Source organism: Rhizobium sp. BK377, assembly GCF_014193935.1.
Taxonomy (GTDB): Bacteria; Pseudomonadota; Alphaproteobacteria; order Rhizobiales; family Rhizobiaceae; genus Rhizobium.
The window spans coordinates 335,980-350,040 of the sequence record NZ_JACIAC010000002.1; the positions used below are offsets into that span (position 1 = coordinate 335,980).

A 14,061-nucleotide genomic window follows, 5' to 3' on the forward strand; every position below is an offset into this window, starting at 1 on the left:
TGCGCAGCGGCATAGTTCACTCACCTGCCTCGGTGGGGATACTGCCTGAGAAGAATGCCGCCCCTAGATCGTTGGGGGGGGACGAAGCGACTCCCCTTACGCCTGTTCCTCGATCGCCACCTGCGCGACATCAGGCGCGCTGCTGTTGATCCGCGTCGCGATGAAATGGCCGACAGCCACCGCCCCGATGCAGAGCACGACGGACGCTGCCACATTGATGCAAGCCCGCACCACGGCACCTGTTCGCAATAACTCGAGCGTCTGCAGGCTGAAGGAGGAGAAGGTCGTATAGCCGCCGCAGAAGCCGATTATCACGAAGAGACGCATATTGTCGGAAACCGGAAAGCGGCCGTTGGCGAGCGTCAGCGTGCTGAAAAGGCCGATCACCAGCGAGCCTGTAATATTAATAATGATCGTGCCCCAGGGCAGATCGCGGCTGATCGGCATGGCGAGGACCGAGACAGCGTAGCGGGCGAAAGTGCCCAAGGCGCCACCGGCCATAATGATGAGACAGGTATAAAGTGACATACTCGCTCCAAAAATCTCGGGCGGGCAACAAAAAACCCGCCTGCAGCGGGTTCCGGACAGATTCCCACCGCGGTTGAACACGGTAGGAGTCATCAGCCTTTACGGCGGTTTCGGGGGTACTCCATCCCCATTGGCGCGATATATAGCGCAGACTGCGGCAGGGTGGCAAGGGGAAGACGGACGGCTGGGTGGAGTTGTCGCGGCGAAGAGCCTTGGTTAGCTCTGCTATGCTGTGAAGGGTCGACCCAATGTCGTTTCCCCCGTCCCTCTCATTCCTGTGCCCTCGTGTTGGCGCAAGGGAGGATCCAGCAGCGGCGTGTCGACGTGGCGAAAGGCTCACTTGTCCCGGGAGTGGGAATGAGCCTTTCCTGCCCAAGAATTTGGGCAGGCTGGATTCCGGGACACCCCTTGTGCGGACACGAGGGCACAGGAATGAGGAAGGTGTCGGTCGGCCTTTCAGCTCGCTCGCGATTTCGCGAATACCTCCCGTCCCCCATCCCCTCCCGGAACGTATCCGAGGAGGGAACGAGGCAAGCGCCGGCCGCCGCCCCTCGCAAACAGCCGGGCGCGGGTAATCAGGCGCGTGCTGTTTGCGGGCCGATCTCCGAGGCGATCTCGGTGACGAGATCGGCCGGGAAGCCGCCTTCGCGGGCGTGGCGGTAGACGGTTTCGGCGCTGTCGGCCTCATGCACGCAATAGATCTTGTCGCCGGCGACATAGCTGGTGATCCAGTTATAGGGACGGTCGAGACCGGCAACGACCTTGTTGGACGTGGCGGAAATCTCCCGCAACCGCTCGGGCGTGAGCTTGGCTGCGCCGGGAATGTTCCGTTCGATGAGATATTTGGGCATGGCGACCTCCTGTTCGCGTGGCATCGACGGGATGGACGCTACGCCGAAGAGCCTGCCCGCACATCGGGATATCTCCCCATTTTCTTCCTCTCTCCGCCCTATTTGGGCACGCTGCTATTTCCAGCCGCTAGGGATGCTGGCAATAATTTGCCATGCGACTAATCGAGCGCGCCCCCAATCTCGATCATCTGCAGTCGTTGTTGCGCGAAGCCGCCGACGGCCGGGGCCGCCTCGTCCTGCTCGAAGGGGAAGCCGGCGCAGGCAAATCCTCCCTTGCGGCCGCCTTTTCCCGCGCCGTCCCTGCCGAGACACGCGTGCTGTCCGGCGCCTGCGAGAATTTCGGCACGGCCGAGCCGCTCGGTCCCTGGCGCGACATTGCGCGGGAAGCGCGCTGGACGCTGACCAGGGTTTCGGCCGGCAACTGGATTTCCCTCTTTTCCGAAGTGCTCGATCTCCTGATCGCCGATCGCCAGCCGACGCTTCTCGTCATCGAGGATATTCACTGGGCGGATGACGCCACGCTGAACCTGATCCGCTATATCGGCCGGCGCATCCGCAATACCTGCCTGCTCGCGGTCCTGACGGCGCGGAACGACGACACACCGGGCCAGATGCGGCTGAGGCGGCTGCTCGCTGATATTCCGCCGGCCCATTGGCTGAGGATCGACGTGCCGCCGCTTTCTAAGGCCGCCGTGCTGGAGCTTGCGCAGCAGAAAGGTCTCGATGGCGAGGCGATCTTTTCCGCCACCGGCGGCAATGCCTATTTCGTCAGCGAACTCGTCGATGCCGGAAGCCGCGACCGGTTGCCGGCCACCATCCGCGATGCCGTGCTGGCGCGGGCCGATACCCTTTCGGAGGCAGACAGGGAGGTGCTGTATGCAGGCTCCACCTCGCCCGAGGCCTTCGCCCCTGAGCTGATCGACGCGATCTGCGGCGATGCCTCCCGCACGGCACTGGAAGCCTGCACGGCTTGCGGGCTTCTCGTCCCGGCTGGTGACTTGTTCATGTTCCGCCATGAGATCGCGAGACAAGCGATTGAGCAATCGCTGCCGCCGCTTCGCCGCCGGGCGCTGAACGAGCGCGCGCTCGCCTATTTCCGGCAGTGCGGCGATGCCTCCGTGGCGCGCATGGTCCACCATGCCAACGAGGCGCAGGATATAGACGCGATCCTGGAGCTCGCGCCGAAGGCGGCGGCCGAGGCCGGCAGGCTCGGCGCCCACCGGCAGGCGGTGCGCCATTACGAACTGGCGCTTGGCCATGCCGCGGCTTTGGACGATGCCAGGCGCGCCTGCCTTTATGAGAGCTATGCCTTCGAATGCCACCTCACCGGCCAAATGGAACGCGCCATCACTGCACAGACGAACGCGCTCACGCTCTACCGCGCCCTCGGGGATACGAGGCATGTCGGCGACAACATGCGATGGCTGTCGCGGCTGAGCTACCTCGCCGGAGACCGCAAGGGCGCCGATGCCTTTGGGCGCGAGGCAGTCGAGGTGCTGGAGCAGGCAGCCGCCCCCGCCGAGCTCGCCATGGGCTATTCCAACCTGTCGCAGCTCGGCATGCTGGCGGGTGACGCGGAAACCGCCATCCTTTACGGCGAGCGCGCCATCGCGCTGGTGACGACGGAAGATATTGCAAGGCCCGAAGTCCTCTGCCATGCACTGAACAATGTCGGCACCGCCATCTGCTGGCGCGAGCCCGACCGCGCCCGGCAGACGCTCGACGAGGCGCTGGCGATCGCCCTCGACCACGGTTTTCAGGAACACGCGGCCCGTGCCTTCACCAACCGCGCCTGGGTGGAAATCCAGCTGCACGCCACCGCTGCCGCCGAAGATATTCTGGCGCGCGGCATCGCTTACTGCATCGAGCACGACCTCGATACATGGCGCGACTATATGCGCGGCGAGCTTGCCGAACTGCTGACCTTTCTCGGTCGCTGGGACGAGGCAGCGGTGGCGGCGCAAGCGGTGGTCGATAACCAGAATGCCCCGGCCCTGTCGCGATACCCCTCGCTCGTGGCGCTGGCGATCCTGAAAACCCGGCGCGGCGAACCCACAAGCGAGCTGCTGCAGGAAATGGAGAAATTCCTCGCAAACACTTTCGAATTCCAGCGCCTGTCAGCCCATGCCGCGCTGGTGGCCGAGCGCGCCTGGCTTGGCCTTACCGACGGTGATGCGGCACTCGCCGGTCTGCGGCAGGCCTCTTCCCTCTGCAGCGAAGACGCGGCCGGCTCGATGATCGGCTTCTGGGCGCATATTCTTGGCGAGACGGGCTTTGCAGCTGACAGCACGGGAGGCGATGCCGCCGTCACCGCCATGCTCAACGGCCGCTGGCAGGAAGCCGCCGATATCTGGACGGACCGCCGCGCGCCCTATTTCGCCGCCCTTTGCCTGCTCGACGGCGACAGCGACGCGCTCTACCGCGCCCTGACGGCGCTGGAAGCCCTCGGCGCCACCGCCGTCGCCGCCCACGTGAAGGACATGATCCGCAAACGCAGCGGCCGGCTTGCCACGCGCGGCCCGAGGGCAAGCACCCAAGCCAACGCCGCCGGCCTGACGACACGGGAAATGGACGTGCTGCGGCTGATCGACGAAGGCAGGTCGAATGCCGAAATCGGCGCGCGGCTGTTCGTCTCGGCGAAAACGGTGGATCACCACATTTCCTCAATCCTGGCGAAGCTGAACGCGAAATCCAGGGGCCAGGCGGCGGCTGAGGGACGGAGGCTGGGGCTGCTGGGGTAGATTGGGCCTGCCTTATCGTATTGGTAGCTGAAGAAAGTAGATGAAATCCCCTCCCCAACCCATCCCCACAAAGGGGAGAGATCAACCTGGGGCACCGCCTTGCTTGTTCCGAAACGTCGAAGTTCTGGAAAGCCAGTGCGGCAGGTTAAGCCCCTCCCCCTTGTGGGGAGGGGTTTGGGGCGGGGTCTCTGATCGCCCTCGCCGCCACCTCGAACAACTCCGGCACCGCGGGGTTCCTCGCCGTCCGCAAGGCACAGAGCACGACATCGAACCCCGGCGCATCCTCAATCGCCCGCGCAACCACCCCTTCGGCCAGATCGCTGCACAGCGATTGCGGGATCAGCGCCACGCCCAGCCGCTCCTGCACCAGCCGGATGATCGTGTGCTGCAGGCGCGGCTCGAATGCGTAATGCGGGATGACGCCGCCGGCCGCGCAATAGAGACCGATCCCCGAACGCAACGTCGGCGCCACCGTCGCGGGCGCGGCAATCAACTTTTCGCCGGCGAGATCCTGCGGCCCAATGCCTTCGGCCTTAGCCAGCGGATGGCCTGAAGGCACGATCAGGCACAGCCGGTCGCGGGCAAGCAGCAGCGTCCTGAGATGTGACGCCGGGCCGCCGCCGAAGGTGACGGCGGCATCGAGCAAACCCTCTGTCAGCATCTCCTCGATATCGGTGGGTATGCGCTCCTCCAGGATCAGCCGCACATCCGGCCGTGCCTCGGAGTAAAGCCGCACCAGCGCCGGGATAACGCTATGGGCGGCATGCATCATGAAGCCGAGTTTCAGCTCACCCTTCATGCCGCTCGCAACCAGCTGCACATCACGGCAGGCGGCATCGAACCGTTCAAGCACGGCGCGACAATCGGCAAGGAAATGCTGGCCCGCAGGCGTGAGCGCCACATTGCGCGAGTTGCGCTCGACGAGCCTGACGCCAAGCCGCTTTTCGATGGCTGATATCTGCCGGCTGAAGGGCGGTTGGCTCATGTTCACCCGCGCCGCTGCATGGCCGAAATGCAATGTTTCGGCAAGCGCTACGAAATACCGCATATGGCGTGTGTCCATTCGATACTCCAGAGGTATCAATCAGCATCCGAGATGACATTGGATTATCTTGATCGCAAAAGCTAGGCAAGGATCGCTCCCGATCGTGGAGCTCTGCCGAATTGCCCGAGTTGCCCGATGCTGACGAACCTATCGATTGTCCTGCCGATCTTTGCCCTCATCCTCGCCGGCTGGCTTGCCCGAAAGACCGGGGCGCTTGGCGAAAATGCCACGCGCGAGGTCAACCGGCTGGTTGTCTATCTTGCCCTGCCGGCGCTGCTCTTCGACATCATGGCCAATGCCAGACCCGCCGAGATCTGGCAGCCGGGCTTCATTCTCGCCTTCACATCAGGCTGCGCCGTGATCTTCGGTGCCACGCTCTTCTGGCGCGTCGCCAAGGGCCGGCAACTTGCCGATGCGGCGATCGACGGGCTGAACGCGAGCTATGCCAATACCGGCTTCATCGGCTTTCCGCTCGTTCTGTCATTGGTCGGAGACACCGGTATGGCGCCGACATTGATCTCCACAATCCTCACCGTCTGCGTGCTCTTCGCCATCGCCATCATCCTCATTGAAGGCGGGCTGCAATCCGAAACACGGCGACGCGATATCGCCGTCAAGACCGCCCGGTCGCTTGCCAAAAACCCGCTGCTCGTTGCACCCGCCCTTGGCGCGGTGGTCATGGTCTCGGGTGTGGCGCTCCCCGCCCCCATCCATGCCTTCCTGAAGCTTCTCGGCGGCGCCGCCTCGCCCTGCGCGTTGATCGCGCTCGGCCTGTTTCTCGCCGGTACCAAGGCCGGCGAAGCGAGCGCGCGGGCAACAACGACAAGCATTCTCGTCGGCCTGAAGCTGATCGCCCAGCCCGCCGTCACCTGGCTGATCGCTGCACCGCTCCTGAACCTGCCCCCGGCCGCCACCCATACCGCCGTGCTGCTCGCAGCCCTTCCGACCGGCACCGGCCCCTTCATGCTGGCCGAATTCTACGGCCGTGAGGCAAGCGTCACGGGCCGCGTCGTGCTCGCCTCGACAGTGCTTTCGGTGCTGACGATTTCGGCCTATCTGGCAGTGGCGGGGCGGGTATAGGAACTGGCGGCACCTTTCATCCCAGAGCCCAGGAAATCAGCGCAGCAGTTTATCCATATCCCGCCTCTTGAACCGGCGCGGCGCTGCAGCATGTCCTGACTAATCACTTTTCGTTAGTCGCCATTTCACAGCGTGGCGGTATTTTTGTTCAGGGAGGATGCAGCCATGGAACGCGTAGAGCCTGCAGATGTCGAACATGATACCCTGACCAAGGTCTGGTCCGTCACTGAGTTCTGCGCCCGACATCGGATCGACGGCAAGGAGGAGAAGCGGCTGCTGCAGCTCTTCGGCACTTTCGCCACCGCCAGCGAACTTCTGCACAACGCCCGCCGCGAGCCACGTTTCCGATAATCATCCGGCAGCATCAGGCATTCGGGAGCAGGCCGTCATTCCCTTCGGCGTGCAGATTTCACCTGCTGTTATGTGGTAGCCCACCTTTTTTCATCCACCGGCTGCACTAGCTTCTGTCGCGGAGACCCGATCCCCGGTGCATGAGGCGGCATGATCCGAAGACGCAATCCACTGGTCGGCGCAACGGCCGCAACCATGCTTGGCACGGCGAAAGTGACCCGCGCCGCCTTTTATCCCGAACCTTCGGGAGCGCCGGGCGCCCCCTTCGGCGATCCCAATCTCAAGCTCGTCGTCATGTCCGCCATGATGGACAAGGGCATCATCGATCTCGGCACGCGCGAGGAGCTGGCGGAACATGTGCTTGGCCGCCCCGTCGATCTCGACAGGGAAGGATATTATCCGCTTCTGCCGGTGCGCACCTATCTGGAGCGCTATCCGCTGACGCGGGAGATGTTGGACAAGGTGGATACGCTTTATTTCGACGGCGGCAACACGATCTATTCCTATATCTGGAAATTCTGGGGCGGCGAAGATGAGAGCTTCGATGTGACCGACATGTCGGGCATCGCCAATTGCCCCAACATCACCACGCTCGATTTCACCTCGATGGTCCGCCTCGTCGATCTCGAAACACTGAAACCACCGATGAAGCTGCAACATCTCACCCTCGGCGTCGACCTCGCCAACCTGCCCGCGCTGCTCGACATGCCCGATCTGCGCGGCGTGAAGATCTACGACGACGATATCTATCGCGATGTCATGACGCCGGGGAGCCCGGCCCGGCAGGTAATGGAGGGGCTGAAGGCGCGCGGCGTTTCAGTCTTCGTTCACTGGATATCAAGTGATCAGGGAGAGCCGCCGGCCTATCAATGAGCAGGCTAGAACAGGCCGACCAGCCGGGCGGAACTGATCGCAAGGCCGGCGATCGCAACCAGCAGGACGGCGCACATGATGATGAGAAAGACCGGGTTCTTCACTGTTGTTCCTTCGAGGTCGGGCAAGGCTGGGAGGATGCCTAGCAGCCGCTGGAAACAACGACAACCATTCCGCCGAGACCTTGTTTCCCGCCTCTCGATCGCGAACCCGGCTGTGCGGGCTGCATCATCGACACCAATTGCTTTTGCTATTCGCGTTTCGTCACTGCCGAACGGATGAAAGTCTAGCCACTTCACCCCGACAACCATCCACACGCTAGCCCTATTCCAACTCAAGAGGTTGGTTCATGGCTACCGTCGTCTCTATCTGCAATCTCGCCCTTTCCAATATCGGCAAGGACAATATCAACGATCTCACCGAACAGAGCGCGGAAGCGCGCGCCTGCAATCAGTTCTATGCGCAGACCCGCGACGTCCTGTTGCAATCCTTCCCTTGGGCTGCGGCGGGCAAGACGCTGGCGCTCGGCGCGCTGGACAACGACAAGCCCGGCGTCTGGCGTCATTCCTACGCGCGGCCGGCCGATTGCCTGCAGATCCGCTGGATCAGGCCGCGTTATTCCGCTGACGTCGCCGCGCCGCCCGAAGAGCTGCACCCCGATCTCGACGAGGCCGGGCGCGAGCTGCAGTACCCCTATGCGCTGGAGGGCGACCGCCTCTATTGCGATCTCTCGCCGGCCCTGCTGCGCTACACCTTCCGCCTGACCGACCCGAGCAGATATGCTCCGCTCTTCGTCGAGGCGCTTTCCTGGCATCTCGCCGTGCGGCTCGCCATGCCGCTGACGCGCGATCCGAAAATCCGCGCCGATGCGATGGCGATGGCGCAAAACAGCCAGCGGGTGGCCGAGCAGGCTGAGGCCAATCAGATAAGGCACACGAGTGAGAATTTCGTCAGCGAACTGATTGCGGTGCGCACCCATGGCTGATTTCCGCGCCTACCAACCCTCCTTCACCGCCGGCGAACTCTCGCCCGCACTCGGCGCGCGTGTCGATCTCACCAAATATCAGAGCGGTCTGCGCACGGCGCTGAATGTCTTTGTGCATCCGCATGGCGGTGTCTCGAACCGGGCCGGGCTGCAATTCGTTCATGAGATCAAGAATAGTGCGCTCCGCGCACGGCTGATCCGCTTCCAGTTCAATACCGAGCAGACCTATATCCTTGAGTTCGGCGACCGCTATATCCGCATCTTCCGCGATGGCGGGCTGGTACTCTCGGGTGCGGCCCCCTACGAGATTGCGACCGCCTATACGGCTGACGATTTGCAGGATCTCGTCTTCGTGCAGGAGGCGGATGTGCTCTACCTCTGCCACGTCAACCACCCCGTTCGCAAACTCGGGCGGCTGGCCGACGACAATTGGACATTGGTCACCGTCCTGTTCAAGCCGCTGATCAATCCGCCGGCGGGCACACCGACGGTCAGCAAACCCGGCGATACAGCGGGCAAGCCGGGCTATGTGGCAACCACATACCGCTATCGCGTTTCCGCCGTGGCCGACAGCGGCGAGGAAAGCCTGCCGTCCAATGCCGGCGCCGTCGTCAACGATCTCGCCATCCAGGGCGGGATCAACCGTGTCACCTGGGCGGCGGTGTCAGGCGCGGCGCGTTATATCGTCTACCGCGACGACAACGGTATTTTCGGCTATGTCGGCGGCACGACGGGCCTCTCCTTCGATGACGAGAATATCACGCCCGACCTTTCCGACACCCCGCAGAGCGGCCGCAACCCTTTCGATGCGGCAGGCAATTATCCGCGCTGCGTCACCTTTATCGAGCAGCGGCTGGCCTTCGCCTCGACACAGAACGACCCGCAGGCTGTCTGGCTCAGCCAATCCGCCAATTACGAGAATTTCGGCGTCTCCTCGCCCGCCAAGGCAAGCGATGCCGTCACCTTCCGCATCCGCGCAAGGCAGGTGAACGAGATCCGCTCGATGATCTCGGTGCGCGGCCTGCTGCTGCTGACATCAGGCTCCGAATGGATCGTCACCGGCGGCTCGGCAGCGGATGCGATTTCCCCCTCCGCCATCAAGCTCGATAACCAGGGCTATCGTGGGGCCGCCAAGGTGCAGCCGATCGTCGTCGGCAATACGGTGCTTTTTGCCCAGCGCCTCGGCGGCGTGGTGCGCGACTTCTCCTATGACTATACGCAGGACAGCTATGTCGGGAAGGACCTGACCATCCTCGCCCGCCACCTCTTCAAGGGACGCGAGATATCAGCCTGGGATTATGCCCAGGCGCCCGATTCCGTCGTCTGGGTGGTGCTCGACGACGGGGCGTTGGTCTCGCTCACCTACATGAAGGAGCAGGATGTCTGGGCCTGGACGCGCCACGAAAGCGGCGCCGATGCCGTCTTTGAAGATGTCACTGTCATCGAGGAGAACGGTGAGGACGTGCCCTATTTCATCGTTCGCCGCACAATCAATGGCCAGCAGAAACGCTATATCGAGCGGTTACACAGCCGCGCCTTCGAGGATGTGCAGGATGCTTTTTTCGTTGACTGCGGCCTGACCTATTCCGGGCTTCCGGCCACCACGCTGAACGGCCTCGGCTATCTCGAGGGTCAGACGCTCGTGGCGCTCGCAGACGGCAATGTCGTGCGCAACCTGACCGTCACAGGTGGCAGCGTGCGGCTGCAGAACGCCGCCTCGAAAATCCATATCGGCCTGCCGGTGACGGCGGCGATCCAGACGCTCGATCTCGATGTCGGCCAGGTGCAGGGCCTCGGGACTGTGCAGGGCCGCAGCAAATCCGTCTCCGAAGTGACCTTCCGGGTGGAGAATACCCGCGGCATCTTCACCGGGCCACAGGATGGTGCGCGCGAGGACGGCACATTGGTCGAATACAAACAGCGCCGCAACGAGAACTGGAACGAGGCGATCAGCCTCTATACCGGCGACCTGACCATCACTCCCTATTGGGACTGGAACACCAGCGGCGCCATGTGGGTGAAACAGTTCGACCCGCTTCCGATGACGATCCTGTCCATCATGCCGGATGTCACCCTTGGCCGCTGAAATCGCCATCATCGAGGCGCGGGCGAGCCATATACGCCAGATTGCCGGACGCATGCGCCAGGCCGACCGCGATGAGGTCTTCGCCGCTTCCGGGCGCTCACCGCTTTCGGGGCTTTCCGTCTCCTACCGCCACTCTTCCCTTGCCTGGACCGCACTCTTCGATGGCCGGCCGGAGGTGATGTGGGGTGTCGGCGATATCAACATCCTGACCGGCATCGGTGCGCCCTGGCTGCTCGGCACGGACGCCGTGGAGAAGAATTTCCGCAGCTTTCTCAAGATCTCGCGCAATTGGCCGGCTCAACTATTGAGCCGCTACGGCTTGCTTCGAAACTTTGTGGATGCGCGCAACGCGATCTCCCTGCGCTGGCTCGAATGGCTGGGCTTCCAGCTGTTCGAGCCGATCGAGATCAACGGGCATTCATTCCGGCTATTCGAAATGCAGACAGCCCCTAAATCGGGAGAGACGAATGTGTGATCTTGGTCTTGCGCTGACACTGGGCTCGACGCTTCTCGGCGCCGCCGGCCAGGTGCAGCAGGCAAAGGCAACGGCAGAGGCGAACAAATACAACGCCCAGGTCGCCGAAATGAATGCGCAGATCGCCGAGAAACAGGCGAAGGATGCAATTGAGCGCGGCAAGCAGGAAGAGCAGCAGAAGCGCCTGCAGACATCCCAGCTCGAAGGCCGCCAGCGCGCGGCGATGGCCGCAAACGGCGTCGATCTCTCCTTCGGCTCGCCGCTCGATACGATCGTCGACACCGCCAAGATGGGCGAGATCGATGCGCTGAATGTGCGCACCAATGCCTATCGCGAGGCCTACGGCTATAAGGTGCAGGGTACCAATCAGCTCGCGGGCGCTAAACTCGACCGCATGCGCGCCGACGCCGCCGTCAAGGGCGGTTATCTCGATGCAGTGGGAACGATCCTCGGCGGCTCGGGCAAGGTTTACACGCAGGCGAAAACGCTTGGATATATAAAGTGAGGTGAAGAATGCCGACTGTTCCGACCTATCAGGATACGCAGCAGCGCGTAGCACTCCGCCCGGAATATACCGAGGGCTTCACAGTCAGGGCCGATGCGGAGGCCTTCGGCGCCGCCATCGGCAAGGGCATGCAGGGGCTGGCAACCGGCATGGGCACGCTCGGCGAGGCCGTGGTAGAGGTGGAGAAGCTTGACAATGCGAATGCCGCCAAGGATGCGCAGACGAAACTCAATGACTGGCAGCGCGACGGGCTTTACGGCAAGAGCGGCTTCCTGACACTGACCGGCCGCGCCGCCGTGGAAGGCCGCGCCGCCTTCGAAAAGCTGGCCGAGCAGAAGCGCGCCGAATTCGGCAAGGGACTGACGCCGGGTGCTGCCCGCACCTATGAAGAGACCAGCCGCGCCAGCATGAACACGCTCCTGGACAGCACGATCCGCCACACATTCGACCAGCGCAAGGCGTGGTTTGCCGAGACTTCGGCCAACAGCATCAAATCCGCCGGCGCCGGCGCCGTCGCCGTCTACAGCGATCCGGCCAAGGTGGATGTCGAGATCGGCAAGGGTGTAGCCGAGATAGAGCATCAGGGCCATATGCAGGGCTGGAGCCAGGAAAGGCTCGACCAGGAACGCGCCCGGTTCGTCTCCGACACGACGAAGAATGTCGCGCTGCGCATCGCCAATGACAGCGCCATCAAGGCCGAGCAATATGTGAAAGACGCCGGCGACCGTATGCTGCCGGCCGACAGCACCGCCCTGCTGAAATCGCTGCAGCCCGCCGTCACCGAGGAAAAGGCCCGGCAGAACACAGCAGACATCATCGCCGGCCGGCCGCCGACCTATACCGGTGTGCCTGACGCCAATGCCGCTCCCGCAAACGCCGATAGCGGTACAGGCGGCCAGCCGCAGATCGACAGCCCGGTTCAGTCCTCCGCAGCAGGCGCAAGAACCACCGGCCTCGAGACGGATGGTGTCGGCAGCAGAACCGGGGGAACCCGCACACTTGGCGCGCAGCCTTCGACGGGCAAGACAGCAGCCCCGCAGATCGCCCGCTCTCAAACAACTGGCCAGCAACCCGCCGGCCCGCAGGTGTCGACCACTCAGACCCCGCCGCGCCAGCCGAGCGGCCCGGCGGATTTCCGCACCGTTGCCGCCACGCTTACCTTCCCCGGCAAGGTGAAGGACGATCTGGCGGTGGCCAGCTTCGTGAGGAATGCCGCCGGCACCACGGTCGCTCCGTCGCTCCAGCCCTGGTTGACCGATGTCACGGGAGCCGTCCTCGGCACGGCCGCAGGCCCCACCGGAAGCACTGCGGCCGATGCCACAAGCTTCCGCCATTTCGGCCTGCCGACGCAGACACCCCGCCCCGGCGACATCGTCGTGCTCGGCTCGCCTCGAAGCAAAGGTGCCGGGAAGAACGGCGGCAACACCCCGGATGATCGCGAGAAGGGTCAGATCGGCATCTTCCGCGGCTACGACGCTGACGGCAACATCCTCGTGCTCGGCCGCGATCCCAGACGCGCCGGCGAAACCGCGCTGACGGCTCATGCCGCAAACCAGATCATCGGCTTCCGCACATCCGGCACCGTCGACGAGAAAACCATGTCCTTGCCGAATTACAATCCCGAGAGCTTGCGCAGGATCGAAGAAAGCCTGAACAGCATCGCCGACCCCGCCTTGCGCGCCGCCACCGAGGCACAGCTGAACGGCTATACCGTCTCGCTGAAGAAGGCGATCGACGGCCAGCGTGTGCAGGTACAGGAATGGGCCAACAACGAGGTCATCGCCGACCCGACCTTCGACCCGACGAAACTGCCCGTCCACATCCAGCAGGCCATCGGCCCATCCGGCATGCTGGCGCTGCGCGACTACAAGGAAAAGGTCCGCGCCTACGGCCAGCCGGCGACGGACACGCAAACGCTCTATGACCTGCAGACCGAGTTCGCCAGGGATCCGGCGGCCTTCTCGCAGATTGATCTCCTTGGATATCGCTCCAAGCTCTCCGACAAGGACTGGGAAAAGGTCACCGGCTGGCGGCAGATGGCCCTCACCGACCAGCGCCAGGCCCGGCTCGAAAGCCTGGATATCAATAGTGCCTTCGAACTCGCGAAACCTCAGCTGGAATCGCTCGGCTTCTTCGCCCAGGACGGCGGCTTCGCCACCTCCTACAGTGTCCCGCACCGCGTCGCCGAGTTCCGGTTAGCGCTCCTGGATCAGATGGACGTATTCAAGGACAAGAACGACGGCCAGAACCCGACCCAGAGCGACATCCAGAAAATGATCAACCGCCTGCTGTTCCCGATCGTCATCAGCTCGCCGGGCTCATTCGTCACTGGCTGGAATCCCACAAAGGAGCGCGGCCGCCTTTATCAGGCAAACTCGCTTGCCGACGATCAGAGCTACGATATCGCCGTAGAATATCAGGATATTCCACGCGATCTCAGGCAGTCGATCGAGGCGGATTTGACGAAGAAAAACCGCAGGAAGCCGTCTCAGGACGAAATTGTGAATGAGTACGAGACATCCATACTTAATCGCTGAGTGA

General features: G+C 63.2%; 12 protein-coding genes and 1 riboswitch. Of the genes, 9 read left to right on the top strand and 3 right to left on the bottom strand.

What is annotated here, in order from left to right:
• Positions 1 to 96: 96 nt before the first annotated feature.
• Complete coding sequence (crcB, locus tag FHT92_RS10340) at positions 97 to 528, bottom strand: fluoride efflux transporter CrcB (RefSeq protein ID WP_183739808.1); 432 nt, start codon at positions 526 to 528, stop codon at positions 97 to 99.
• A gap of 76 nt (positions 529 to 604) precedes the next feature.
• Positions 605 to 666, bottom strand: a riboswitch (Fluoride riboswitch).
• Positions 667 to 1,103: 437 nt separating this feature from the next.
• Entirely contained in the window at positions 1,104 to 1,379 is a 276-nt protein-coding gene (locus tag FHT92_RS10345) for a DUF4242 domain-containing protein (protein ID WP_183824539.1), read from the bottom strand.
• Positions 1,380 to 1,531: 152 nt separating this feature from the next.
• On the opposite strand from FHT92_RS10345, the gene FHT92_RS29620 reads away from it, so the two are divergent.
• Positions 1,532 to 4,120, top strand: coding sequence for an ATP-binding protein (locus FHT92_RS29620; protein ID WP_183824542.1), 2,589 nt, complete (start codon positions 1,532 to 1,534; stop codon positions 4,118 to 4,120).
• 145 nt (positions 4,121 to 4,265) lie between these two features.
• On the opposite strand, the gene FHT92_RS10355 is transcribed toward FHT92_RS29620, so the two are convergent.
• Positions 4,266 to 5,183, bottom strand: a complete 918-nt coding sequence (locus tag FHT92_RS10355; protein ID WP_183824545.1) for a LysR family transcriptional regulator — start codon at positions 5,181 to 5,183, stop codon at positions 4,266 to 4,268.
• 117 nt (positions 5,184 to 5,300) lie between these two features.
• Here FHT92_RS10355 and FHT92_RS10360 point away from each other — a divergent pair, with 117 nt between their 5' ends.
• From FHT92_RS10360 to FHT92_RS10395, 8 genes are all read left to right on the top strand, one after another.
• Entirely contained in the window at positions 5,301 to 6,245 is a 945-nt protein-coding gene (locus FHT92_RS10360; protein ID WP_183824548.1) for an AEC family transporter, read from the top strand.
• A 165-nt stretch (positions 6,246 to 6,410) separates the two neighbouring features.
• Positions 6,411 to 6,596, top strand: a complete 186-nt coding sequence (locus FHT92_RS10365) for a hypothetical protein (protein WP_183824551.1) — start codon at positions 6,411 to 6,413, stop codon at positions 6,594 to 6,596.
• A 150-nt stretch (positions 6,597 to 6,746) separates the two neighbouring features.
• Positions 6,747 to 7,469: a DUF6892 domain-containing protein gene (locus FHT92_RS10370; RefSeq protein WP_183824554.1), complete on the top strand. Its 723-nt coding sequence runs from the start codon at positions 6,747 to 6,749 to the stop codon at positions 7,467 to 7,469.
• 349 nt (positions 7,470 to 7,818) lie between these two features.
• Positions 7,819 to 8,454, top strand: a complete 636-nt coding sequence (locus tag FHT92_RS10375; RefSeq protein ID WP_183824557.1) for a hypothetical protein — start codon at positions 7,819 to 7,821, stop codon at positions 8,452 to 8,454.
• Positions 8,447 to 10,540: a hypothetical protein gene (locus FHT92_RS10380; RefSeq protein WP_183824560.1), complete on the top strand. Its 2,094-nt coding sequence runs from the start codon at positions 8,447 to 8,449 to the stop codon at positions 10,538 to 10,540. The genes FHT92_RS10375 and FHT92_RS10380 overlap by 8 nt, the downstream gene beginning before the upstream one ends.
• Positions 10,521 to 11,015 carry a hypothetical protein gene (locus FHT92_RS10385; protein WP_183824563.1) on the top strand — a complete coding sequence of 165 codons (495 nt, stop codon included), beginning with the start codon at positions 10,521 to 10,523 and terminating at the stop codon, positions 11,013 to 11,015. Before FHT92_RS10380 ends, FHT92_RS10385 begins: the two co-directional genes overlap by 20 nt.
• Positions 11,008 to 11,520 carry a hypothetical protein gene (locus FHT92_RS10390; protein ID WP_183824566.1) on the top strand — a complete coding sequence of 171 codons (513 nt, stop codon included), beginning with the start codon at positions 11,008 to 11,010 and terminating at the stop codon, positions 11,518 to 11,520. Before FHT92_RS10385 ends, FHT92_RS10390 begins: the two co-directional genes overlap by 8 nt.
• A gap of 8 nt (positions 11,521 to 11,528) precedes the next feature.
• Complete coding sequence (locus FHT92_RS10395) at positions 11,529 to 14,057, top strand: hypothetical protein (protein WP_183824569.1); 2,529 nt, start codon at positions 11,529 to 11,531, stop codon at positions 14,055 to 14,057.
• Positions 14,058 to 14,061 lie beyond the last annotated feature (4 nt).